Annotated in this window: 19 protein-coding genes; 14 read left to right on the top strand and 5 right to left on the bottom strand. The window is 50.8% G+C overall.

Going from position 1 to position 24,132, the window contains the following annotated elements:
* Window positions 1-10 precede the first annotated feature (10 nt).
* On the bottom strand, window positions 11-1,243 hold the full coding sequence (gene hmpA, locus AC0YNZ_RS12945; RefSeq protein WP_475826992.1) for an NO-inducible flavohemoprotein: 1,233 nt from the start codon (window positions 1,241-1,243) through the stop codon (window positions 11-13).
* Window positions 1,244-2,641: 1,398 nt separating this feature from the next.
* Between hmpA and AC0YNZ_RS12950 the strand changes: the two genes are divergently transcribed.
* From AC0YNZ_RS12950 to AC0YNZ_RS12970, 5 genes are all read left to right on the top strand, one after another.
* Window positions 2,642-4,387 (top strand): ABC transporter ATP-binding protein, encoded by a 1,746-nt coding sequence (locus AC0YNZ_RS12950; protein WP_475826993.1) that lies wholly within the window; start codon window positions 2,642-2,644, stop codon window positions 4,385-4,387.
* 22 nt (window positions 4,388-4,409) lie between these two features.
* A complete protein-coding gene (locus tag AC0YNZ_RS12955) occupies window positions 4,410-6,437 on the top strand; it encodes an ABC transporter ATP-binding protein (RefSeq protein WP_475826994.1) in 2,028 nt (675 codons plus the stop codon).
* 199 nt (window positions 6,438-6,636) lie between these two features.
* Entirely contained in the window at window positions 6,637-7,845 is a 1,209-nt protein-coding gene (locus AC0YNZ_RS12960) for a hypothetical protein (RefSeq protein WP_475826995.1), read from the top strand.
* A 581-nt stretch (window positions 7,846-8,426) separates the two neighbouring features.
* Entirely contained in the window at window positions 8,427-8,867 is a 441-nt protein-coding gene (locus AC0YNZ_RS12965; RefSeq protein ID WP_475826996.1) for a MarR family winged helix-turn-helix transcriptional regulator, read from the top strand.
* 17 nt (window positions 8,868-8,884) lie between these two features.
* Window positions 8,885-12,112, top strand: a complete 3,228-nt coding sequence (locus tag AC0YNZ_RS12970) for an MMPL family transporter (RefSeq protein ID WP_475826997.1) — start codon at window positions 8,885-8,887, stop codon at window positions 12,110-12,112.
* Between the two features lie 161 nt (window positions 12,113-12,273).
* Here the strand turns inward: AC0YNZ_RS12970 and AC0YNZ_RS12975 are convergent, their stop codons facing one another.
* Window positions 12,274-12,876, bottom strand: a complete 603-nt coding sequence (locus AC0YNZ_RS12975) for a PadR family transcriptional regulator (protein WP_475826998.1) — start codon at window positions 12,874-12,876, stop codon at window positions 12,274-12,276.
* A gap of 287 nt (window positions 12,877-13,163) precedes the next feature.
* Between AC0YNZ_RS12975 and AC0YNZ_RS12980 the strand changes: the two genes are divergently transcribed.
* Genes AC0YNZ_RS12980 through AC0YNZ_RS13010 form a run of 7 tightly spaced genes read left to right on the top strand, consistent with a single transcriptional unit; the run spans window position 13,164 to window position 17,522 of the window.
* Window positions 13,164-13,484: a hypothetical protein gene (locus AC0YNZ_RS12980; protein ID WP_475826999.1), complete on the top strand. Its 321-nt coding sequence runs from the start codon at window positions 13,164-13,166 to the stop codon at window positions 13,482-13,484.
* A 1-nt stretch (window position 13,485) separates the two neighbouring features.
* Window positions 13,486-14,472 (top strand): FAD:protein FMN transferase, encoded by a 987-nt coding sequence (locus AC0YNZ_RS12985; RefSeq protein WP_475827000.1) that lies wholly within the window; start codon window positions 13,486-13,488, stop codon window positions 14,470-14,472.
* Complete coding sequence (locus AC0YNZ_RS12990; RefSeq protein WP_475827001.1) at window positions 14,469-15,023, top strand: ferric reductase-like transmembrane domain-containing protein; 555 nt, start codon at window positions 14,469-14,471, stop codon at window positions 15,021-15,023. The genes AC0YNZ_RS12985 and AC0YNZ_RS12990 overlap by 4 nt, the downstream gene beginning before the upstream one ends.
* A 51-nt stretch (window positions 15,024-15,074) precedes the next feature.
* The gene (locus AC0YNZ_RS12995; protein WP_475827002.1) at window positions 15,075-15,239 is read left to right on the top strand and encodes a hypothetical protein; all 165 of its coding nucleotides are present in this window, start codon (window positions 15,075-15,077) and stop codon (window positions 15,237-15,239) included.
* A 59-nt stretch (window positions 15,240-15,298) separates the two neighbouring features.
* Window positions 15,299-16,357 carry an asparaginase gene (locus tag AC0YNZ_RS13000; RefSeq protein ID WP_475827003.1) on the top strand — a complete coding sequence of 353 codons (1,059 nt, stop codon included), beginning with the start codon at window positions 15,299-15,301 and terminating at the stop codon, window positions 16,355-16,357.
* 1 nt (window position 16,358) lies between these two features.
* Window positions 16,359-17,048, top strand: coding sequence for a VOC family protein (locus AC0YNZ_RS13005; RefSeq protein WP_475827004.1), 690 nt, complete (start codon window positions 16,359-16,361; stop codon window positions 17,046-17,048).
* Between the two features lie 3 nt (window positions 17,049-17,051).
* Window positions 17,052-17,522 carry a peroxiredoxin gene (locus AC0YNZ_RS13010; RefSeq protein ID WP_475827005.1) on the top strand — a complete coding sequence of 157 codons (471 nt, stop codon included), beginning with the start codon at window positions 17,052-17,054 and terminating at the stop codon, window positions 17,520-17,522.
* Window positions 17,523-17,596: 74 nt separating this feature from the next.
* On the opposite strand, the gene AC0YNZ_RS13015 is transcribed toward AC0YNZ_RS13010, so the two are convergent.
* Window positions 17,597-19,459, bottom strand: a complete 1,863-nt coding sequence (locus tag AC0YNZ_RS13015) for an LTA synthase family protein (RefSeq protein WP_475827006.1) — start codon at window positions 19,457-19,459, stop codon at window positions 17,597-17,599.
* A gap of 341 nt (window positions 19,460-19,800) precedes the next feature.
* On the opposite strand from AC0YNZ_RS13015, the gene AC0YNZ_RS13020 reads away from it, so the two are divergent.
* Window positions 19,801-20,709, top strand: a complete 909-nt coding sequence (locus AC0YNZ_RS13020; protein WP_475827007.1) for a M15 family metallopeptidase — start codon at window positions 19,801-19,803, stop codon at window positions 20,707-20,709.
* 101 nt (window positions 20,710-20,810) lie between these two features.
* Here the strand turns inward: AC0YNZ_RS13020 and AC0YNZ_RS13025 are convergent, their stop codons facing one another.
* On the bottom strand, window positions 20,811-20,966 hold the full coding sequence (locus AC0YNZ_RS13025) for a DUF1540 domain-containing protein (protein ID WP_110770157.1): 156 nt from the start codon (window positions 20,964-20,966) through the stop codon (window positions 20,811-20,813).
* 168 nt (window positions 20,967-21,134) lie between these two features.
* On the bottom strand, window positions 21,135-22,451 hold the full coding sequence (locus AC0YNZ_RS13030; RefSeq protein ID WP_475827008.1) for a deoxyguanosinetriphosphate triphosphohydrolase family protein: 1,317 nt from the start codon (window positions 22,449-22,451) through the stop codon (window positions 21,135-21,137).
* 227 nt (window positions 22,452-22,678) lie between these two features.
* Between AC0YNZ_RS13030 and cls the strand changes: the two genes are divergently transcribed.
* Entirely contained in the window at window positions 22,679-24,127 is a 1,449-nt protein-coding gene (gene cls, locus AC0YNZ_RS13035) for a cardiolipin synthase (protein WP_475827009.1), read from the top strand.
* Window positions 24,128-24,132: the final 5 nt, after the last annotated feature.

The following is a 24,132-nucleotide window of genomic DNA, read 5'->3' on the forward strand; positions in this document are numbered from 1 at the left end:
TGCCGGGTGTTTAGATTGCTGTGGCGGGCTCCAGGCTGGCTGCAGGACCAAAAAATTCGAAATGGATATCCGCATCCGGAACGCCCCACTGCTTAAGCGAATGATTAATCGCTGCCATAAATGGCGTCGGACCGCAGAAATAAAATTGGGCATCCGCATCCTTGATCACGGATTGCAGCCAAGGCAAATCGACATAGCCTTCCTTATGGAAAAGCTGCTGATCCCTGTCTCTTTCCGTCGGCTTCAGGTAGCAGTAATAGACAGAAAGCTGCGGATGCTTGCCCGCCAGCGCGTTCATATGCTGCCTCATGGCGTGCACATCTCCGTTCTGAGCGGCATGGATAAAGGTAACCGGACGCTCCGGATGTTGGTCGGTGAGCGTATTCACCATGCTGAGCATCGGCGTCAAGCCCACGCCTCCGCTAATCAGCACGACAGGACGCTCATCCGCGGTATTCAGGGTGAAATCACCCGCAGGAGCCGAAAGAAACAAGGTGGATCCTTCCTCCGAGTGCTGGTGCAAATAGGTGGATACGTTGCCTGCGGAACGGTCCAGATCGGCATCCTCACGTTTTACCGTAATGCGGTAATAGGGCTTTCCGGGAGCATCGGATAAGCTGTACTGGCGGATTTGCGTGTACTCTGCGCCTTCCTCGTCGATTTTAATACTTACGTATTGACCGGGCTCAAAGCTTGCGATTGCTCCGCCATCCTCCGGAACGAGGTAAAAAGAAGTGATCACATCGCTCTCCTTCTCCTTCCGCTGCACCCGAAACGGACGAAAGCCCTCCCATCCGCCCGCCTTCGAATGCGTCTCTTCATACATTTCGGCCTCGATGCTGATAAAAGCATCCGCAATCATACCGTAGGCCTCAGCCCACGCATTTAAAATGTCATCCGTAGCCGCATCTCCCAGCACATCCTTGATCGCCATCAGCAGGTATTTGCCGACAACCGGATAATGCTCCGGCTTCACGCCGAGACTGCGGTGTTTATGCCCAATTTGCTTCACGACTGGAATGATGGCTGCGAGGTTCTCGATATGCAGCGCTGCCGCATAGACGGCGTTGGCCAGCGCAGCTTGTTGTCTGCCTTGCTTCTGATTAGCCTGATTGAATATGTTCAGAAGCTCAGGATGATTCGTGAACAATAGCTGGTAGAAGCGCTTCGTAATCGTCACGCCATGCACCTCTAATACGGGAACCGTGGACTTAATAATTTGAATCGATTGCGCGCTTAACATAATTGATCCCTCCGATGTTTATTATCTGGCTTAGACTGTTCTGATAAGCCAAGTATAGACTTAGTTGAGCGTCCTTTGTGTGATTAAGATCACAGTAATCCGCAACGATTTGTGACGGAGGTACGGCTTCTGACGAAGGAGTGAGACAAGGCCGAGGGGCTAAGCCCAAGGAGTCAGCGCGATGAAGCCCGGCAGCTGGCAGCTGGCGGGGTTTATTTGTTCTTATTGAGCTTAAACCGCATGTTCCCGCGTTAGGGCAGATTAGTTAATCTTATTGAGTTTAAATCTGACGTTCGCGCCTTAGGTCTCGACAGTATGGCGGATTTAGTTTCATTTCGTGAGCTTATTTTGTACGTTCCCGCATCGCAGGCTGATTAGTTGCACTTTGCGAGCTTAAATCAGACGTTCGCATGTTAGAGGGCTGATTAGTCACACTTTGCGAAATTAAATCGGCCTTTTCTGCTACCAGCTTGTGAAAAGCTTTAATTAGTTTAACGAAATGAAACTAATCGACGATATTCTTCCTCGAATCCCAAATTAATATCGAAAAGTGAAACTAAAATCCGGATTAGTAGTGCAGATGGAGCGCTTAAATCAGACGCACGCGCGTCGGTGGCTGATTAGTTACACTTTGCGAGCTTAAATCAGACGTTCGCATGTTAGAGGGCTGATTAGTCACACTTTGCGAAATTAAATCGGCCTTTTCTGCTGCCAGCCTGTGAAAAGCTTTAATTAGTTTAACGAAATGAAACTAATCGACGATATTCTTCCTCGAATACCAAATTAATATTAAAAAGTGAAACTAAAATCCGGAATAGTCGTGCAGACGGTGCGCTTAAATCAGACGTTCGCGCATCGGGGGCTGATTAGCTGCTCGTTGAAGCTGGAAACAGGCGGAGCTGCAAGAAAAGAATGCGCTTTCGGGTATTGACAGTATTTTCAACGAATGGTAAAGTGACTAATATATTTTCACGAGAGGAGGATTGCGTTCCATGAACAATCACATTCATTTTCATTTCACTGCAGCAATGAACAATCGTTTGAACATGAATAACGTAATCCATCCGCGCGTTGTTTCTCTTTGATTAAGGGTATTCCCGTCATCAGAGGCGCATGGTTACGTAACCGTAACTATGCGCCTTTTCTATGTCCTGCGAGACGCGGCTTTTTTAAAAAGTCGCGTTAAGCGGGGAGAAGGAAGCGTGTCGTTACGGCGACATGCTTCTTTTTTTGTAAATGTAGGTGTTTATTGGATTTACAGGATGTATAAAATACCTATATTTCAACGTGAGACGGGCTTTGCTGTCATTATGCGGCGACTGTCGTTTACGTTTGTTTCGGGAATAAATTGAAGGTAAGCGATGCTAGGATGGATAGTGGAAGGTGTGGTAGAGAAGGATGTTTAGTGTACTCAAAAAATTAGACTGGTTTTTCAAAATGAATTGGAAGCGTTATACCGTCGCCGTTTCACTCCTTATTTTAACGGGCTTTATCGATGTCATTCCGCCATGGCTTATCGGCTATACGATTGACGGTATTTATCAGGATCAGCTTGGGCAGGCCGAGTTTAATCGCGTGCTGTACAGCTGGATCGCGCTTACGGTTGTCGGCTATGCCATCACTTACATATGGCATTACAAGCTGTTTGGCGGGGCATTCGTGCTGGAGAAGCTGCTTAGATCGCGGTTAATGGGCCATTTTCTGAGGATGACTCCGACCTTCTATGAACGTAATCGGACGGGTGATCTTATGGCGCGCTCTACGAATGACCTGGGTGCAGTGGCGACGACAGCGGGCTTCGGCATATTGACGTTAATCGACTCAACCCTGTTTATGATTACGATTCTGATCGTTATGGCGGGCCTCATTAGCGTGAAGCTAACGCTTGCCGCATTGCTGCCGCTACCGCTTATGGCGCTGGCGATGAAGCATTATGGCAAAAAAATTCACGAGCGGTTCATGAATGCGCAGGATGCTTTCGGCGATTTGAACGATCAGGTGCTGGAATCGGTATCCGGCGTCCGGGTTATACGGGCCTTCGTGCAGGAAGAAGCAAGCGAAGCGCGCTTTAGCGCGATGACAAGCGATGTCCTAAACAAAAATATCGCCGTAGCGCGCATCGACGCATTGTTCGAGCCTACCATGAAAATTCTCGTTGGAACGAGCTATTTGATCGGCCTTTGCTACGGCGGTTACTTAGTGTTCCATAACGAAATAACGCTGGGCGAATTGGTATCCTTCAACGTATTCCTCGGGATGCTGATTTGGCCGATGTTCGCGATCGGCGAGCTCATTAACATTATGCAGCGCGGCAATGCTTCGCTGGACCGCGTCAACGAGACCCTTGGCTACAAACCGGACGTTGCCGATGCGAGCTCGCCGGAACAGGTGGAGGAGCCTTCATCGCTGCAATTCCGGAATGTCACGTTCCGTTATCCTTCCTCTACGGTCGATAACCTTCGGGATGTATCTTTTACGCTGCGCCAAGGGCAGACGCTCGGTATCGTAGGGAGAACCGGCAGCGGGAAGACGACGCTCCTGAAGCAGCTGCTGCGGGAGTATCCGCTTGGCCGGGGCGCAATCAGCATATCCGGCACACCGCTTAGCAGCTTGAAAATCGATGATTTGCTCGGATGGATCGGATACGTGCCGCAGCAGCCCTTTCTTTTCTCGAAGTCGATACGCGAAAATATTTTCTTCGGCCTTAAAGAAGGCACGGATGAGGATTTGCAGCGGGCGCTTGCGCGCGCTTCGTTCGCCAAGGATATTAAGTTTCTGCCGGATGGGCTGGAGACAATGGTTGGCGAGAGGGGCGTTGCGCTGTCCGGCGGACAGAAGCAGCGTGTCAGTATCGCGCGCGCGCTTATCGCCGACCCGGAAATATTGCTGATGGACGATGCCTTGTCGGCAGTCGACGGAAAGACGGAAGCTGAAATCATTGAAGGCATCCGCACGGAAAGAGCGGGCAAGACAACGCTCATCACGACGCACCGTCTATCGGCGGTGCAGCATGCGGACTGGATTCTCGTCCTGGACGAAGGACGTATTGTGCAGGAAGGCACGCATGAGCAATTGCTGGAGAGCGGAGGCTGGTACCGGGAGCAGTATGACCGCCAGCAGCTAGAGGCTATTATTGAATCGTAATAAATTGGAGGCGTGAAGGACAATGGGCAACACAGGAAAACGATTGTTTCAATACGCCATGCTTTATAAAAAACCGATCCTGCTTGCGCTGCTGCTGCTTGTGCTTGCCGTATGCGCGGAGCTTGCAGGACCATTTATAGCGAAACGGATGATTGACCAGAACATCCTCGGTATCGAGAAAAAGTGGCATGAGGTCGAAGCGGAGCAAGACTTTGCGGTTTTTTATAAAGGTAAATGGTATAAGCGCGAGGATCACTTCGCCGCTGAAGCTTCGGAGCAGAAGGGCAAAGAGGTGCGAGTGCTGCAGGTTGGCCGCCAATTTTATTGGCTGGATGACGCGCTTAAATTCGAAGAAGGCAAGCGCGCGGTCGAAGGCAACACCCTCACTGTTACGAGTCTAGATACGGGGGAGCGCGTCTCGTACCCGGTAACGAGGCTCACGTCGCAAGAGCTTTATTCTTTCTATAAGCCGGAGTTTCCGTCATTGATGAGGCTGGCGGTTATGTATTTTGGATTTCTGCTGCTGGTTGCAGTCTTCACTTATGGGCAGCGGCTCATGCTGCAAACGTCGGCTAACCGGATCGTGCGCAAGCTGCGTACAGATATTTTCGCGCAAACGCAGCGGCTGCCGGTGAACTATTACGATAATTTGTCGGCAGGCCAGGTCGTCTCGCGGGTGACGAACGATACGGAAGCCATTCGCGAGCTTTATGTTGCGGTGTTGGCGAATTTTTTTACAGGCATTATTTATATGGTTGCTATTTACGGAGCCTTGTTCTTACTGGACGTGCGTTTAGCGCTTGTGGCGCTGCCGCTTGTGCCTATTCTGATCGTCTGGATTATCGTGTACCGGAGATTTGCAGCCCGCTATAACCGCATTATCCGGTCGAAGCTGAGTGAAATTAACGGCATGATCAATGAGTCGATTCAAGGAATGGCCATTATTCAGGCGTTCCGCCGCCAGAAGGAGACGACAAAGGAATTCGAGGAGATGAATGAGTACTATTACAAGTATCAAAATAAGCTGCTCAGCCTCAATTCGATTACGTCTCATAACCTGGTTAACGTCGTTCGTAACGTTTTGTTTTTAATTGTCATTTGGATGTTCTGGGGCGATTCGCTCCGTGCGGCCGTGTCGGTCGGCGTCCTTTACGCATTCGTCGATTATATGAACCGGATGTTTGCGCCGATTGTCGGTATCGTAAACCAGCTGTCGAATTTGGAGACGGCGCGCGTATCCGCAGAGCGTGTGTTCAAGCTGATGGATGAGGAAGGGATCGATGTCGTTCCCGGCAGAATGGAGCGCTACAAAGGCGATGTGAAGTTCGAGGACGTTTCGTTCGCCTATAAAAAGGATGAGTATGTGCTGAAGCATATCTCCTTCCACGCCCGACAAGGCCAGACGGTAGCGCTGGTAGGACACACCGGTTCCGGGAAAAGCTCGATTCTAAATCTGTTGTTCCGATTCTATGATTCGAGTGAAGGCAGGATCGCAGTCGACGGCACTGATGTGCGCGATATTCCGAAGCAGCTGCTCCGTCAGCATATGGGTATCGTGCTGCAGGACCCCTTCTTGTTCACCGGAACGATCGCATCAAACATCAGTCTGGATAATCCGGCGATTAGCCGGGACATGATTGAGCAATCACTGCGTGACGTGGGAGCTTACGACATGTTCAGCCAGCTGCCGGGCGGCATCGATGCGCCGGTAATTGAGAAGGGCAGCACGCTGTCAGCCGGTCAACGGCAGCTGATCTCGTTCGCGAGGGCGCTGGCTTATGATCCAGCCATTCTTATTCTCGATGAGGCGACGGCAAGCATCGATACCGAGACGGAGGCGATCATTCAAGAGGCGTTGGATGTATTGAAGAAGGGCCGTACGACGTTCGTCATCGCGCATCGTCTGTCGACGATTCGAAATGCGGATCAAATTCTTGTGCTCGATCGGGGCGTTATCGTGGAGCGCGGCAGCCATGATGAGCTTATGGAGCAGCGAGGCAAGTATCATGCGATGTATCAGCTGCAATTAGGCGCAGCTTTACCGGCATAGCAGGATTGGGAGGTATAACAAATAAGGCTAAGCGGAAGTCATTTCCGTTTAGCCGTTTTTTTTTTTGCTTTGCAAGTTCTGGATTTTGATTATACATATTCAGCCAACTTTCAGCAGGCTTTAAAGGAGGCTTAAGTTTCGGTGGTTATGATAGGTGTTGTAACAACAAATTGAATACGAAAGGTGGAAGAAAGATACAATGATGAAAGCAAAAGCAATTACCGCGGGTGCAATCGCACTGACACTGGTGCTAGGAGGCGGAGGCCTGCTTGCTGGTCAATATGTAAATGCGGCGACGGCTGGCAGCAGCGATAAGCAGCTGGAGCAAAGTACTCAGGCAGAGAACGGCGCAGCTAAGAAGGACCATGCGGGTAAACGCGGCGGATTCGGACGCGGCTTTGAACAAATACGAGAACAGCTTTTAACGTACTTAGGATTAGAGGAAGAGGCGCTTCAGACGAAGCTGGAAAGCTTAACGTTGGCGGAGGTTGCAGCCGAGCAAGGAAAAACGCGGGCCGAGCTGAAGGAGAAGCTGGTAGAGTGGCTGGAAGCGGCAGCGGCAGCGTCTTCGGCTACTACGGAGGATAATGCAGCTGCAGATACGGACAAGCAGCCGGATACCGGGAAGCAGCTAACAAAGCCGGATGCGGCTACAACGGCAGAAAAGCTGCTTGATTCTAAAGGCTTTGGCTTCGGAAAGCATGGCGGTGGCGGTGATAGGGGATTTGGAGGCAACCTTGATGCTGTGGCAACGGCTCTCAGCTTGACTGCGGATGAGCTGAAGACCGAGCTTGAGGCAGGCAAGACGATTGCCGCTATTGCTTCCGAGAAAAGCGTTGATGTGCAAACGGTCATTGATGTGCTGGTAAGCGACCGGAAAACGAAGCTTGCCGAGGAGCTGGCAGCCGGAACGATTACGCAGGAGCAATATGACACGAGGTTTGCGGAGGCAGTCCGGCATGCGACTCAGCATGTGAACGGCGTGTTGCCGCTGCGCGGTGAAGGCGGCAAAGGCGGCGGAGGCTTTGGCAAAAGCCTGGATGCAATAGCTGAGGCACTGGGTTTGACAGCGGATGAACTGAAAGCAGAACTGGAAGCGGGCAAGACCCTTGCAGCAATCGCGGCCGAGAAGAGCGTAGCGGTTCAAACGCTGATCGACTTGCAAGTAAATGACCGGAAAACGAAGCTTGCCGAGCAATTAGCAGCGGGAACGATTACGCAGGAGCAGTACAATACGAAGCTTGCAGAGGCAACCCAGCATGCGACTCAGCATGTGAACGGCGAGCTGCCAGCAGGCGGCATGGGCGGTCATGGCGGTAAAGGTCCGCGTGGCGAACGTCCGGACGGAGCGGCATCCAAGGAGCAATCGGCAACTGACGCTGCAGCGACGGCAACACCAACGGCATAGCTGTCCGCTCGACGTAAAGCAACTGTTTTCCCCATAGTTATGACGAACGAAGGAGCTGTCTCTTATGGTCATTTTGACCAGGAGACAGCTCCTTTTCATGTTAGCTCTATATACATGGAAGTTGAACGAAATAGGTTGATCGAAATAAGCTGAACGACACCATTTCATCCTCTACGGTCCGGCCTTCGCGAGTTATTCCGATCAGCATAAGAGCTTTTGCAAGCGGTATGTACGGCCGAACCGAAGATGTAAACCGTGATTTAGTTTCATTTCACAAAACTAAATCGCGCTCAGGGCGGGAGTAGGGCGGATTAGCTCTATTTTGCAAAATTAATCGGACATTTTAAGCAGCTGCTCTCTCAAGACCGCTGTTTAATTAGATGAAATCGAACTAATCGGCCGTTATCGGATTACGATCAGCAAATAGTTTCGGAAAATCGAATTAAACCGCTGCCCGCCAATGTTCAAATTTACAGCGTTGATTTGCGTGAATCTGTCTGATATAGTTCTATTATCGAACAGTTCTATAATAGAATCATTTTATGCGCAATGTAAAGCAGCATGATAGGGAGGACAACAGCGTGGATCAAGCGTTATTGCATCAAATTATTGACCGCTACGAGCAGGCTAATTTTATCATCAACCGGAGATTGAATGTGATGTTCCGCGAGCAAATGCCGGAAGGATTAACGGTTGACCAATTTGCGATACTGCGGTATTTGTGTACGCGGGAAATGAGCACATCCTCTGAGCTGGCTGACATTTTTTGTGTCGGAAAAAGCTCTATTACCGCCATTGTTACGCGATTAACCGACAAAAAGCTCATTAAACGGCTGCCTGACGACAAGGACCGCAGAGTCATTTATTTGGCGTTAACGGATGAAGGCGTGAAGATGTGCGAAACGATGCTGGAGAGGATTCAACCGATGCTGGCGGGCTATTTGAAACATTTTGACGAGCAGGAAGCGCTAAAGTTTATCGAGACGTTTGAGAAGCTGGCGAAGGAAATGACGCATACGTAGGAGAGGAGTACTTAGAGATGAGAACCGTACTGAAGTTCAGATGGCTGGTTCTGGCGCTGTGGCTGGCTGCTGCAGCTGGCCTGATGCTCAGCGCGCCGAACATGGAGGAGTTAGTTCGAACGAAAGGGCAGGTCAATGTGCCTGACGGCTATTCTTCGACTGTAGCGAGCGAATTGGAGGAGGCAATCGGAGGGAGCGACGGCGCAGGCGCAAGCAGCGGCATGGCCACCGTCCTTGTGTTCCATAAGGATGGCGGTTTAGCAGACACTGATTTAGCTGAAGTGAAGAGCGGTGTCGATAGGCTGAAGAGGGAAGGGAAAGCCATTGGCGTTCTTTCTGTAACGACTCACTTTGACACGAAAGAGCTGGAGGAGCAAATGGTGTCGGGAGATGGAAGCACCGTCCTGGCGCTCGTCAATGTCGAGGCGGGCGACCGTACGCTTGCCGAACTGCGCGATGGTCTTTATGAGGCGATTGAAGGTGTGCCTGTGGAGCATTATTACACCGGCAACTGGCTGATCTCCGAGGACGTTGTGCAAAGCTCGCAGGAAGGGCTTAAGAAAACGGAATTCATTACGCTTGGCTTCATATTAATCATCCTGTTCGTCGTATTCCGGTCGGCGGTTGCGCCGCTCGTGCCGCTTGTGGCGGTAGGCTTCACATACTTAATATCGCAATCCATCATTGCATACTTAGTTGAATATTTTGACTTCCCGCTCTCTAATTTCACGCAGATCTTTCTCGTTGCGGTATTGTTCGGGATCGGCACGGACTATTGCATTTTGCTCATTAGCCGTTTTAAGGAAGAGCTTACCCATAGCGGCGGCGACAAGACGGCAGCGATTATCCAGACCTACCGCACAGCGGGCAGAACCGTATTATTTTCCGGCCTCGCGGTGCTTGTCGGCTTTGCAGCTATCGGCTTCTCGACCTTTATGCTGTACCGCTCGGCGGTTGCCGTTGCTGTCGGGGTAGCGGTTCTGCTTATCGCGCTGTTTACGATCGTGCCGTTTTTTATGGCGGTGCTTGGCACGAAGCTGTTTTGGCCGGCAAAAGGTTCCCTGGAGCATAAGCCGAGCAAGCTATGGGGCACAGTCGGTAAATTTTCATTGAAGCGGCCGTTGTGGGCGCTCCTGATTTTGGCGGTCATTATCGTACCGTTCCTGACTGCTTACAAAGGCTCCATTTCCTTTAACTCGCTTGATGAGATCGGCGACAAATACGATTCGGTTAAAGCGTTCAATATGATTTCCGACAGCTTCGGTCCCGGCGATTCGCTGCCGACAACGGTCATTGTCAAAACCGGCAAGCCGATGGATACGCCTGAGGGGCTGGCTGTTTTGGAGCAGGTCAGCCGCGAGCTTGCGAATACGGGTGGCGTCAAGGCCGTTCGCAGCGCAACCCGTCCGACCGGCGACGTGATGGAGCAATTTCTCGTAGCAGGTCAAGTCGTCACCCTTGAGGATGGCCTTGGCAAGAGCGGCGAAGGCTTAGGCAAAATCGGGGACGGACTCTCCGAAGCGAGCAGCGCGCTAAGCGAAAATGCGCCGAAGCTGAATGAAGCGGCTGCCGGAGCAGGCCGGCTCGTCGATGGCACGAATGAGCTGAAGGCAGGCATCGTGCAGCTTGGCGCAGGTTTGAAACGAATTCAGCAGGGGCTTGAGGATGGTTCAGCGGGTGCGGAAGAGCTTAACGAAGGACTGAAGCAGGCCCTTGCGAGCGCGGAGCAGCTGGCGGGTGTCAGCCGTCAACTGCTGAGCAGTTATGAGCAGCTGGGCGGCGGCCTCGGACATTTGACTGGCGCTTATAGCGCGGTTGCTGAAGGGCAAGCGAAGCTGGCAGACGGACTGAAGGGCGCTCAGCAAAGCCTGTCCGGTCTGCAAGACAGCTATCCGGAGCTGCAAAACGATGAGAATTTCAAGGAAACGCTAAGTACATTAGGCCGGCTTCAAGAGGGAGCGGCGGGCATTAGCGGGCAATTGTCGCAGCTGAATAAGCAGCTTGCAGGCATCTCGGCAGGCATGACGCAAGCGAATGCCGGCTTCCTGCAAGCATCGGAAGGACAATCGGCGCTAGCCTCGGGTCTTGGCAAGCTGGCATCAGGAATCGCCCAACTGCAAAGCGGCATTGCGCAGGCGGCGGCAGGTCAAGGCCAGATCGTCTCGAAGCTGCCGGGCGTAACGCAAGGCTTAAATGAGCTGGCGGACGGACAGAAGGAGCTGCAAGCCGGCTTTGCTTCTGTAAATGATCAGTTAGGCGAGCTAACGAGCGGACTTGATCAAAGCGTGGATGGTTTGTCGCAGGTAACAGACGGGCTCGCTTCTGCGGGCGGCTACCTGAACGGCCTTGCCGAATCGCCGAATAAGCAAATGACAGGCTGGTATATTCCAGAGGAAGCGATAGCGAACGAGGAGTTCCAGACTGCTCTGGACGTGTATATGTCGGATGACCATCAAACGGCGAAATTCGATGTCGTATTTAGCGGGAATCCCTATTCGCAGGAAACGATGGCTCAAATCGACGGGCTTGAAGCAGCTGTGAATCGCGGCATTCAAGGCACGGATTACAGCGGAGCACAGATTGCCGTCGGCGGCGTTACAAGCATGAACCACGATCTCAGCAACATTTCGGAAGCCGATTACTCGCGTACGGTCATTCTGATGCTGATTGGCATTTCGATCATTCTGATCATCCTGTTCCGTTCGATCGTCATGCCGCTTTATATGATCGCATCGCTCCTCGTTACGTTCTATACCTCGATGGCGATTGCGGAGGTTATATTCGTAAGGCTGCTCGGGCAGTCGGGCATTAGCTGGGCGGTGCCGTTCTTCGGCTTCGTTATGCTGGTGGCGCTCGGAATCGACTACAGTATTTTCTTGATGGACCGCTTCAAGGAGTACCGTCATCTATCGCCGCAAGAGGCTATTCTGAACGCGATGAAAAACATGGGTACGGTCATTATGTCGGCAGCGGTTATTTTAGGCGGAACGTTCGCCGCGATGCTCCCTTCAGGCGTTATGTCGCTTTTGCAAATCGCGACGATCGTGCTTTGCGGGCTGTTCATGTACGCGCTGCTCATGCTTCCGTTGTTTATTCCGGTCATGGTGCGCACGTTCGGATCCGCCAACTGGTGGCCGTTCATGGGACGCAGCCACGATGCTGAGCCAGCGGGAAGCCCGACCGATCACCTTCATGGCGGTCAAAGCCTTAAAGGACGTCAAGTCTCGCATGAATCAACGCATTAATAGATGAAAAAGGGGTTGCCTCTGGTCTTAACATAGACCGTGGGCAATTCCTTTTTGTCGTTTTTCAGTATTTTTTGCAAAAAGATCCGATTGTTTGCCCCCGCTCCAGCATACGATTCTGCTTCTAAGGCGATGAATGATTTATTCGCGCTAATCATCCATTAAGTTATTTTCTCGCTTGTTGCAGCCGCGTCTTGCATGCTTCCAGCCAGAAAATCGTTAATTTGCTGCTGCTGCTCGTTTAACAGGCGCTGCAGACTCTCCGTACGCTCCTTGCTGGCAGAGGCTTCATGCTCGGCTTGTGTCACCAGCTTGAGCAGATCGAAAGATGCATGAGACAGTCCGAGCTTTCGGCGCAGCTTCTCATTCCGAAACGTCCCGGCCTCCGCCGGGTAACGGTTACCCTCTACTGTATTACTTGCTTTAACGGGAAGAAGCCTTAAGGCTGAACGGCCTTGCCCGGTAATCATATAAACCTTCTTGCCGCTGTCCTCTTCCTTTACGGCAACAAAACCGCGCTCCTCAAGCATTTGCAGTGTAGGATAAATGGAGCCTGCACTCGGCATGTACAGGCCGCCGGATTGCTCCTCCAAAGCCTTCATCATTTGATAGCCGTGCATCGGCTCGCCCTGGAGCAGCTTTAACAGGGCAATCTTTACGCCGCCCCGGCCGAAATACCGCTTGCCGCGGCGCTCGTTTGCGCCCGATCCTTGAGCGCTATGCTGTCGATTCTCATCAAAGAGACCGTTTTTTTGATCGGTCATCTATATTCACCTCGGTCATTGTCATAGGGGTTACCGCTGGTTCGTTCATTCCTGTCCGGCCAATCTCACCGTAGCGTTTACTCGATTGCGATTGTTGGCATAAACGTTCTTCTCTTACAGCATTGACAATGATAATTATTATTATTTATACATTTTTAAATAATTATGTTTATTAAGGAAGAACGGCCCTTTTTTTTATACTGCTTTAACTTTAGTTTCAGAATGCCGCTATATACTTCTCTTTAAATAGAAGTTGGACCATGCAGACAAGGACGGTGAAGGGATAGATGAAACAATCTAAGGCGATGAAGTGGCAGCTTGGGGCATGCGGCGCGTTTGCCGTCTTTCTCGTATTCGGCTCGGTGCAGAACAGCGCGGCCTTTCAACAGGCGCATGCGCAAAAAACAGGAGACAGCACGAGTCTGACGATAGAGCAGCAAGAGGATGAGGATTCGATCGTGGATGATTGGGCGCAGCGGCAGCCGTCAAGCAGCGGCGACAGCTATAACGACGATACGGAGAGCGGCGGCTGGTCAACCGCTCCGGAACAAGAAAGCAGACGAAGCACCGGCAGGGGCGGCATGCAATCCCAGACAGGACGATCGTAGGATGAGCAATCGAACGATCATCAAATTTCGGGCGATGAACACGGATGTCGAGGCGATTCTTATCCATAAAGCGGCGCCGCAGCCGCTGTCTGAAGATGAAACGAAAGCGGAGGCTGGCGAATACGCGGCTTTGGTCAAAAGGTGGTTCGGGGATATGGAAGCGAGGCTCAGCCGGTTTCGCGCAAATAGCGAGCTGAGCCGGCTAAACCGCTCGGCCGGCAGCTGGCTGCTCGTATCGGATATATTATTCGACATACTTGCGGAGGCCGAAGCGTTCCGTTTGCGTACGGAGGGTTTGTTTAATGTTAATGTTTTGGAAGCGCTGAGAGCATCCGGATATGACCAATCGTTTGAGAAGGCTGCCCATTTTTCGCCGGACATGCTCTCCGTGGGCGCCGCCTTGCCGCTTCAACCGTTTATGGAGATGGACGCGGGAATGAAAGCTGTGAAGCTCAGAAGTGGCGCACAGGTTGATTTGGGAGGCATTGCGAAGAGCTGGTCTGTCAGAAAGCTCTCTGATTGGCTGCGCCGCAAACGGGGGATAAAAACGGGGCTCATCAATGCGGGCGGCGATGCGGCGGTTTGGGATGAACGCACAGATGCCGCACCGGCCGAGCTGCGTATTCAAAATCCATGGGATGCCTCCAGCAGCGATGCGACAATAACTGTTCGTGGTGGAGGCGTGGCGACATCCAGCACGCTTGGGCGAAGCTGGAAAACACCGAGCGGCGTTTATCATCATATTATTGATCCGCGCGGGATGAGGCCAAGCGGCAGCGATGTTGTGCAGTGTACGATCACAGGACCGGATGTCACCGCTTGCGAGGTATGGGCGAAGGTCGTATGCATTGCCGGTTTAGAACAGGGAAAGGCGCTGCTTGTCAAACATGCTCCGGCGTATGAAGCTTACATGTACAGAACGGATCATTCGCTGCACAAGCATGAAGCCGTCATTTCCCATAAGGAAACAGGGAGGAGATTCAAATGACTGATTGGCTGATCGGACTGCCAACGTGGCAGCTTACACGCATATTGGGTATTGCCGCTTATTTATTGCTGTTTGCGGGGATGGCGATTGGCATGCTTTACAGCTATCCGTTCGTAAAGGGCAAAACCAAACAAGCCTTCTACAAGGCTCACATGCGCTTGACCAATAGCGGCACGCTGTTGGCGCTGCTGCACGCTGCGGTGCTCGTTATTGACACCTATACGCCGTTTGAGTGGAAGGAGATACTGATCCCCTTCATGGCGCATGAGCACCCGTTTCTCTATGGACTTGGTACGCTCGCTCTATACGGCATGCTTCTGCTGCTGCTTACTTCGGATTTTCGTCAAAAGCTGTCGCGGGGCATTTGGCTTACGATTCACCTGCTTTCCTATCCGATCTTTATAATGGCGCTGGCACACGGCTTTTTTGCAGGAACCGATTCGCAGCTGCCGGCGATAAAGTGGATGTACGGCGCGACGTTTGCGGTTACGCTGGTAATTGCTTGCGGAAGAATGCTGCTGAGAAAGCCGGTACGCCGCGCAGTTGCTTAACGAAGCGGATACTCTGTTAAATTGCTGCGGTAACGAGGAACGGAAAATAATTTGTGGGAGGAGGGTGCCGCAGGCGGCGGGAAGAGCCGGGGCCACCCTCCTTTTGTATGGATGGATGCCAGTGACGAGCCGCTTCGTATGAAGCATGCTTCGCGGGGTAACCTGTTAAGAGGGACGGCGATCCTTGACCTGGATACGGCGCCGCATATACGATAATATTAATCAACGATTTTTTTATCGAGGTTGAAGCGATAGGATAGCAAGGAGGAATATGAGTGAAGCAGCTGTTAGTCGTATTTACCGGAGGAACCATCGGAAGCAGAAAGCAGGGAGCCGGCATTGATGTAAACCAGTCGGGCTCTTACGCGCTTATTGATGAATACAGCAATAGTCAGCAGCAGCGAGGCGACGTAACGCTTCATGCGATACAGCCTCTTAATTTGCTTAGCGAAAATATGACGACAAACGATTGGCTTGTGCTGGCCGAAGCGATTCACAGCTTGGATTTAACTCTGTATGACGGCCTCGTCATCACGCATGGATCGGATACACTAGCGTATAGCGCTGCGATGCTCAGCTATTTGTTTGCGGATTCGAGCATACCGATCGTCCTGACGGCAAGCAATTACCCGCTGGCTGATGAACGGAGCAACGGCCTCCGCAACTTTACGAATGCGGTCGATTTCATTGCGGATGCGCAGCTGCCGGGCGTATTTGTCGTGTATGAGGATGACAAGGGCGCTCCGCTAGTTTATCTTGGAACGAGAATCACGCAAGCTGTCTCCTTTACCGATCAATTTGGAAGCCCATACGGAGTGCCTTTTGGCACAATGGTAAACAGGGCTTTCAGCTGGCTCGAGCATGAGCGCAATCCGAAGCCGGATACGCTGCGCCCTGCGTCTGCTGCCCCGTTTGTATGGGAGCCGGAGACGCTCCGTCTCGATTCCAGCATCGTCTATATTAGGCCGTATCCCGGCTTGAACTACTCTTATTATGATTTTACGTCGCATCGTCCGAAGGCTGTGCTTCATGATCTGCATCATTCCGGCACGGCATGCGCGATAGAGGATGGTCCATACTCGCTCCTGCAATTTATCGCGCGCTGCAAAGGAGTTGGCATCGACGTATACATATGCCCGATTCGAGACCGTTCGGATGCGCTTTATTCGTCCTCGCTCAGCCTTATTGAAGCGGGCGCAATCGTGATTGAGAAACTGTCGGTGGAGGCGGCCGTCACGAAGCTCATGCTGGCGTACGGCTTATATGACGACCCTGCTCAGGCCAAAGCTTTCGTTACCGGAAGCTCTTTGTATTACGAGCATAATGAGGTGTAAAATGATTATTGAAAAGCTATTGTTAGTTACCGGAAACGCAGCAAGCATACAGCCTTTCTACAGCGATGTGCTGGGACTTCCGGTTGTTCGCTCCGGGCAGGGCAGTTTTACGGTGAAAGCGGGCTGGAGCGAGCTGACGTTTCAGGAGACCGGTCAGCCTAATGATGAAGAGCATTATTACCACTTTGCATTTACCATCCCGGAAAATAAGCTGCGGGAAGCGAAAAAATGGATTGAGGCAATGGTTCCGATCGGCACCGAAGCAGGCGAGGACGTGTCATATAGTGAGGCTTGGAACTCGCATTCCGTTTATTTCGAGGACCCGGCAGGCAATATTCTTGAGCTTATTGCCCGTCATACGATGAATAATAGCGTTGACCGGCCCTTCGATCCGAAGCAGGACATCCTCTGCATAAGCGAGATTGGCGTTCCGACTCGCGACGTTCCTGCAGCGGTCGATCATTTGGCCGGTCTCGGCCTTATGACTTATAAGACGCGCAATGACAGCTTTAATCCCATTGGGGACGATAATGGCCTGCTGATGGTGGTTGAGACCGGCAGAAGATGGCATTTTACCAGCAAAACGGCAGAGAGCTTCCCGGTCCGGGTGAAGGTGCGCGAGGCTGGAGAGCTGTATCTAAGCGAGAGTGAGCAAGGTTTGTCGATTGAAAATATAAATAGAGGAGCATGAACAATGGGAGAACAGTTGAAGATTGGAGACAAGGTTCCGAATTTCAAGCTGCAGGCGTCGAACGGTCAGGACGTGGAGCTGGCAGACTATTCAGGCAAGAAGCTCGTCATTTATTTTTATCCGCGGGATATGACGCCTGGCTGCACGACCGAATCATGTGATTTCCGTGATTTTAACGGGCAATTTGGTGAGAACAACGCGGAGGTTATTGGAGTCAGCCCGGATGATTTGGCTTCCCATGAGCAATTCGTAAGTCTGCATGAACTGCCCTTCCTGCTGCTGTCGGATACGGAGCTTACGGTATCCAAGCTGTTTGGCGTATGGAAGCTGCGGAGCCGGGACGGCGTGGAGTCTATGGGGATCGAGCGATCTACTTTCCTGCTTGATGAGCAGGGCACACTCGTTAAGGAATGGCGCAGCGTATCGGTTGACGGTCACGTCCGGGAAGTGCTTGAGGCGGTAAAAAGCATTTAGAGCTGCGTATTCATGAAAAAAAGGCTCACCTTGAAGCGGCATACTGCGCTTCAAAGTGAGCCTTTTATATTAGTTTATTCTTTCTTCCAGCTTGGCAATTGGCTTACGTAGCTGTCGGACAGATTGAGCAGCTCCAGCGCGCGCTGGTACTCATCCTCCGTGGCGGCCTGCTCTTTGATGCCGTCGCCTGCCAGCGGGTAGTGCTTGCCGTCCTCGTAGCCGCTGCCTGACATGAATAGCTCCTTGCTGCTTAAAAAAGAGCCGGTCGGGAGATAATAACGCTGAGGAAGCATGTTATATGATTGATTGAACAAGTCTTGGCCAAAGTGGATATGATCGTCCAAGGAGATGCCGAGCAGATTCGCGATCGTTGGCAAAATGTCGACTTGACCGCCGAGCTGATCGAATACTTTCCCCTCTGTCAAGCCTGTCGATGCCACAACGAGCGGAATGTTCATCATATCGGTATAGCCGTATTCATGGCCGTAAATTTCAGCCATAAGCTCTTTGTCATCACGGTCCAGCGAGTAAATCGGGAGGCCGAGATGATCGCCGTAAAGCAGAATCAAGCTGTTATCCCAAATGCCGCGTTCCTTCAAATCGGCAATGAACTTGCCAAGCGCGAAGTCCGCATAGTTTTGCGCGCGGATATAATCGCCGACGAATGTGTTCTCATAACGCTCCGGGAGCGTCATTTGGTATTTACTTTCAGGAATCGTAAACGGATGATGCGATGACATCGAAATAACGTGCGAGTAGAACGGTTTACCGTTTTGGCTCATGCGTTCCATCTCGGCTGCTGTTTTCTTATATAGCTGTTCGTCTGAAGCTCCGAAAAATACGGTATCTTCAGTGCCGAAAAACTTTTGATCATAATAACGGTCAAAACCAAGCGCCTTGTACAGCTCGCCGCGGTTCCAGAACTCGACGACATTTGTATGGAACGTCGTTGTATCGTAGCCGCTTGCTTTCAGCATCTTCGGCAAGCTTGGAAGCTCCTTGCCCGCGTATATCATCGTTGCCGCGCCGCGCGGCGGAATATAGAAGGACGTATTGACGACGAACTCGGCGTCGGATGTGTTGCCTTGGCCGACCTGCTGATAGAAATGTTTGAAATAATAGTTTTCATTCACAAGCTTGTTGATGTTTGGCGTAATTTCTTTCCCGTCGATTTTCAGGTTGACGAGGAAATTTTGGAACGACTCCATTTGAATGATAATGACGTTTTTACCGGCTGCCGTCTTCCAAAGCTGCGGTGCAGCCGGCTGCCCGATCTTTTTGACAGTATCGATTTTTGCTTGCGTTATATGGGTTGAATCAACGAAATCAATATCTTTTTTCGAGAAAATCGTATAAGCCTCGTAATTGAGAATGCCCATTTGCTCCGCTTTAACAATTTCATTCATGCTGGCGCGGTTTGGCAAAATGTTAAACAAGCAAAGCGCGATCGAAATGCTGAACAACGCAACGACAAGCCGTTTGTTTTCCTTGCGGGAGCTTTCTTTCTTCCAGTTAAGCGCCTTCTTGCGGCGAAACAACAAGGTAGCCATAATGATAATGTCAGTGAAGATCAGCAGATAGTAAGGATCCATCAGCGAGAATACACTATTACTTACCGCTGTGACTTGATTCACCTGCTCGAGCGCAAGATAGGTAACGATAACGCCATAATACTTGTAATACATAATGACGGCGAACAAGATGAGCGTCATCACCAGGTTCGCTATTAAATAGTAAATGAGCTTGCGTTTGGATGCGAAATATTCGATAAGACAGTACACGATCAGAACAAACGGGATTTCTTTCAAAATCGTCGTCCATGAGAATCCGTCCTCAAAAATAACCATCCATGCCAGATAGCTTTTGAGAAGCATAATAAACGAGAAGAAAAGGATGGGCCTTGTGCTTAACAAACGTTTTGAAGTTAGAAATGTCATATAACCGCCTACCTTTCAAAGCAAAAACAGGCCGTCTCTCAGAGGCAGCCAGCCCGCTAATATAATATATATGCGTTTTGTAAATTCTTATCCATTATGCTCCTAATTATAGCCCAATGTCAAAAGGCAAAAGGCACCTTCAAGCTCAATCAAAATGTCTGAAAATAACGAAAAAACAAACGTTTTTCTCATTTTTCCTTTTGCTTACATCGATTCCAGGCTATTAGATTGAAACATTGCGGCAGTTTTAGTAGTCTATTAACTAGCCGGTATTGGACTAGACATGAATACAAGCCTAATTACGTGAAAAATATGTAAAAAATAATAGCTGGAGGCTTATCATGAAAAAAAGAAGAAGGCTGCTGCTGTTCGTTATGGTATGCGCCGCGATGGTGATTGGTTACACCTTTATGAAATCGGGAGATTCGGCAACGATTCCGGGAAAGAAGGCTGCTGCTGCTGCTGAGGATTCTGCTGCAGAAATCGGCGGGGAAGTGACCGGCAAAACCGAGTCCGGCCCGAAGACCGAGCCAAGTGGTGAAACGACTGATGCAGCGGAGAAGCCAGCGGAAAACGCGGACAAGGATGATTCGCAGACGGCTAAGTCAGATAAGGAGACTGGAGCCGGACAAGCCGTGAAGACCGAGGACGGCATTGCGGTTATCGCACAGCCTGCGGATATTGCCGTGCTCGTAAACAAGCAGAATAAGCTGCCGGAGGAATACAACCCTGCAGATTTAGTTTACCCGGACGTTCGATTTATATTTTCCGAAAAAGTGGACAAGCGTAAGATGAGGCAAGAAGCGGCAACGGCGCTGGAGAATATGTTTAAAGCGGCAGAGGATGACAGCATCCTGCTGGCAGGCGTATCTGCTTATCGCTCGCACAGCACGCAAAAGACGCTGTTTGACCGCTATGTGAAGAGAGACGGCTTGGAAAAGGCGAAAACGTACAGCGCTTTTCCCGGGACAAGCGAGCATGAAACGGGTCTTGCGATCGACGTTTCCGGCAATGAAGGCAAGTGCGCGGCAGCCGATTGCTTTGCGGATACGAAGGAAGCGCTGTGGCTCGAGGAGCATGCGCATGAATACGGATTTATTATCCGCTATTTGAAGGGTAAGGAAGAGATCACCGGTTATCAGTATGAGCCATGGCATCTGCGTTATGTAGGTAAGGATTTGGCTGCCGAGCTTGCTGAAAGCGGCGAGACGCTTGAAGAGTATTTTGACGCGGTTCCTGTCGCAAAATAAGAGCAATAGCAGCGGCGCAAGCAACACCTGTACGTGCCCGAAAGCATATGCGGACACTCGGTTCAGGGCGCTTACGCTGCTTCTATTGGTAAAGACAAACGTTAAATCTTTGGTTCAAACGTTTTGCAATCTGTTTCTTCAGAATTGCTGGCTTGCTTGCCGCGGTTACTGACAACATAAATAGAAGAGGCAGCGCAATGATTCCCTGCAGCCCAGTGCTTGCATGAATTCACTTCGCATAATACATCCTTAGCCATGATCAATCACCTCCTCCGTTATAGGATTGACAAACGATATATCGTTTTATACCCGGGTCGAATGGATAAATATGGGTTGGTTTTTAGCGGCGGGGCACAAAATTATTTCAAGAAAAAAAGCACAGCCGTAAATGAGCTTATCTCATTCGCAGTCGCGCTTTCGGTTCATTAATCCAATTCGTATATAGAGCCTGACTTGCTGGCATAAAGCTCGGCGTATACCTTCTCGGCGTATGCGTCGGTCATCCCTGAAATATAGTCCGCGACGAATCGCGGCCAGCTCCACTTGTTCTTATGGAGCTCGAAATTTTCGATCCAGTCCGGCGGAATAATGAGACGGCCGTATTCGGGCACCTTAAAGCTGTCCCAAAGCCTGCGTATCATAATCTCGCTGCGCATTTGCAGGCGCTGAACGCGGAAATCCTTGATAAGCGTCACCCAAGCGAGCTTCTTCAATATTTCCATCGTCCGCAGCAGCTCGATATCCTGCTGTCCGCCGTTGACGAAAGTGACCGTCTTCCAGCCGCGCAATTTGTCGTCAATAATGCCGACCTTGCCTGCAAATAAGCTGACCCAGCGCGCCTTCATCTCCCGTCTCGTCCGGGAGGACTCGCGGTCGCAGCCGGCGTAGAGAGTTTCCCACTGCTCGAAATAATTGACGAGCACCCGCTTCACCATCGCGGGAATATCGACCTCTCCCCAGCCGATTTCGGTGTTGCCCTTGTCCTCGACAATTTCCTGAACGACATGGTCGATAAGCCTGCTGTCCTCGAAGAAGGTGCGGTTCATATGAATTTTGCCGGCACGAATGCCGTCTTCGATGTCATGCGTGGAATAAGCGATGTCATCGCACAGGTCCATCAGCTGCGCTTCCAGCGTTGAGCAGCCGACTGGAATTTTCCATGACCGGCGAAGCTGCTCGATTTCTCCCCACTCGGTGCTGTACAAGCCCTTTAGACGTCCAGGCTCATCGAGGCTGAATGGATATTTGTTAATCGCGAGCAATACAGCAGCGGTTAAATCCAAGCCGCTTCCGCTTCCTGCGCGTTTCTCCAGAAACATCAATATACGAAAGTTTTGCGCATTTCCCTCATAAGGCATGCCATGCTCCTCCATGAGCACACGGTTGAGCACTTCCTCGCCTTTATGACCGAAGGGCGGGTGGCCGAGATCATGGGCGATCGCCGCAATTTCCACTACCGCAGGGTCTAATACGAGTCCGGGATGCTCCTTGCGCGCGAGGAACTCATACTGCTTGCCAAGCCTGCGTGCAACCTCGCGCGCAATTTGCGATACTTCCAGCGAATGGGTTAATCTTGTCCTATAGTAATCGCCCGTACCAGCGCCAAACACCTGCGATTTGCCCTGCAGGCGGCGGAAGGCGGGAGATTGAATGAGCCTTGCATAATCCCGTTCATATTCGTCCCGCTCTTCACTAAAAGTGCCGAGTGCTTTCTCGTCGAGCCTAAGTTTGCGTATGTCCATCGTTGTTCCTCCAGTGCCACTTCTGCGGGTCATATTGGAATAAAAAAGAATACTATTTTCACCCGGGTTGCCGGGCTTATAGATGATGCTGGTCGGATCTTGAGCCGTTATCAACAGGCGCAAGGCGTTTCTGCTTGAATTGTAGCATATAATCAGGCTTGAACATACACCGTGCTTGGAGTATGATCGCATTAGCTTTTACATAAAATTGAGGTGCTACTATACGGATGGCTATTATGCAAAACGCATACGCACTTATCATGCTTCTAAACATTTTTTTGGCGGTTACCGTCATCTTTCTTGAACGGCGTAACGCGAGCACGACATGGGCATGGCTGATGGTTCTTTTCTTCATTCCCGTCATCGGGTTTGTATTGTATTTAATATTGGGCCAGAAGATTCGCAAAAGAAAGCTGTACAAGCTGCTCGGCGATAGTCAGCGCATTATCGAGCATACGATCGAGAGGCAAATGCGTCAGCTGCGCGACAACGAAATATCGTTTAATGATCCTGCCATGCACGGCTATCAGGACATGATCTACATGAACCTGAAGACGAGCTATGCGGTATTTACGAGCAACAATGCGGTGGAGATCTTCACTGAGGGCAAGCAGAAGTTTGATGCTCTGCTCAAGGATATCGAAGCGGCTCAGCACCACATCCATCTCGTGTATTATATCGTCCGCGATGATGAGCTTGGAAGAAAGCTCGTGAAGGCGCTCGCGGCGAAGGCGGCAGAAGGCGTCGAGGTTAAATTTTTGTATGATCATATAGGAAGCTCCAGCTTGCCGAAGCGGTATTTTCAAGAGCTGGTCGCAGCCGGCGGCCAGGAAGCGGCATTTTTTCCGTCGCGAATTCCATATTTGAATTTGAAAATCAACTACCGCAACCATCGGAAGCTCGTTATTATCGATGGGCAAATCGGCTATATCGGCGGTTTTAATATCGGTGACGAATACTTGGGATTAAATAAGCATTTCGGAGAATGGCGGGATACGCATCTGAGGGTACTCGGCAACTCTGTTCTGCAAATGCAGGCGCAGTTTCTTATGGACTGGAACCTGGCGGCTTCCGGCAGAATCGTTTTGAATGAACTGTATTTCCCTATCTTGAGCGATAATACGGGTGTGATCGGTATGCAGCTGGTGGCGAGCGGCCCGGATACGGAATACCAGCAAATTAAAGATGCCTATATCAAAATGATTTATGCGGCCAAAAAGACGATCTGCTTGCAAACGCCTTATTTTGTGCCGGATGAAAGCTTGATGACAGCACTGAAGATTGCTTCCTTGTCCGGGGTAGATGTGCGCATTATGCTGCCGAGCAAGCCGGATCATTTCTTCGTTTACTGGGCTACGCATTCCTATTTGGGGGAGCTTCTCGCAGGCGGGGTCAAATGCTATTTGTATGAGAAAGGGTTCCTTCATGCAAAAACGCTTGTCATTGACGGCAAGGTCGCTTCCGTTGGAACAGCCAATCTCGATATTCGCAGCTTCAAGCTGAATTTCGAGATGAATGCGTTCATTTATGATACGCAGACATCGGCTAAGCTGCAACGCATTTTTGAGGAAGATTCACAAAATTGCATTCAGTTGACAGCCGATATTTATGCTAAGCGTCCGTTTATAAATCGTTTCAAAGAATCGATCTCCAGACTGCTCAGTCCAATCTTATAAACGCA

This window comes from Paenibacillus sp. J2L1-98 (assembly GCF_056269405.1).

Coding starts and splice junctions, on each gene's coding strand:
- AC0YNZ_RS12985 (WP_475827000.1), top strand. CDS start 13,486: ATGAGCAATCGAACGATCATCAAATTTCGGGCGATGAACACGGATGTC.
- AC0YNZ_RS12955 (WP_475826994.1), top strand. CDS start 4,410: ATGGGCAACACAGGAAAACGATTGTTTCAATACGCCATGCTTTATAAA.
- AC0YNZ_RS12960 (WP_475826995.1), top strand. CDS start 6,637: ATGATGAAAGCAAAAGCAATTACCGCGGGTGCAATCGCACTGACACTG.
- AC0YNZ_RS13030 (WP_475827008.1), bottom strand. CDS start 22,451: ATGGACATACGCAAACTTAGGCTCGACGAGAAAGCACTCGGCACTTTT.
- AC0YNZ_RS12970 (WP_475826997.1), top strand. CDS start 8,885: ATGAGAACCGTACTGAAGTTCAGATGGCTGGTTCTGGCGCTGTGGCTG.
- AC0YNZ_RS12990 (WP_475827001.1), top strand. CDS start 14,469: ATGACTGATTGGCTGATCGGACTGCCAACGTGGCAGCTTACACGCATA.
- AC0YNZ_RS12980 (WP_475826999.1), top strand. CDS start 13,164: ATGAAACAATCTAAGGCGATGAAGTGGCAGCTTGGGGCATGCGGCGCG.
- AC0YNZ_RS12975 (WP_475826998.1), bottom strand. CDS start 12,876: ATGACCGATCAAAAAAACGGTCTCTTTGATGAGAATCGACAGCATAGC.
- hmpA (WP_475826992.1), bottom strand. CDS start 1,243: ATGTTAAGCGCGCAATCGATTCAAATTATTAAGTCCACGGTTCCCGTA.
- AC0YNZ_RS13025 (WP_110770157.1), bottom strand. CDS start 20,966: ATGGCTAAGGATGTATTATGCGAAGTGAATTCATGCAAGCACTGGGCT.
- AC0YNZ_RS13015 (WP_475827006.1), bottom strand. CDS start 19,459: ATGACATTTCTAACTTCAAAACGTTTGTTAAGCACAAGGCCCATCCTT.
- AC0YNZ_RS13020 (WP_475827007.1), top strand. CDS start 19,801: ATGAAAAAAAGAAGAAGGCTGCTGCTGTTCGTTATGGTATGCGCCGCG.
- AC0YNZ_RS13005 (WP_475827004.1), top strand. CDS start 16,359: ATGATTATTGAAAAGCTATTGTTAGTTACCGGAAACGCAGCAAGCATA.
- AC0YNZ_RS13010 (WP_475827005.1), top strand. CDS start 17,052: ATGGGAGAACAGTTGAAGATTGGAGACAAGGTTCCGAATTTCAAGCTG.
- AC0YNZ_RS12950 (WP_475826993.1), top strand. CDS start 2,642: ATGTTTAGTGTACTCAAAAAATTAGACTGGTTTTTCAAAATGAATTGG.
- cls (WP_475827009.1), top strand. CDS start 22,679: ATGGCTATTATGCAAAACGCATACGCACTTATCATGCTTCTAAACATT.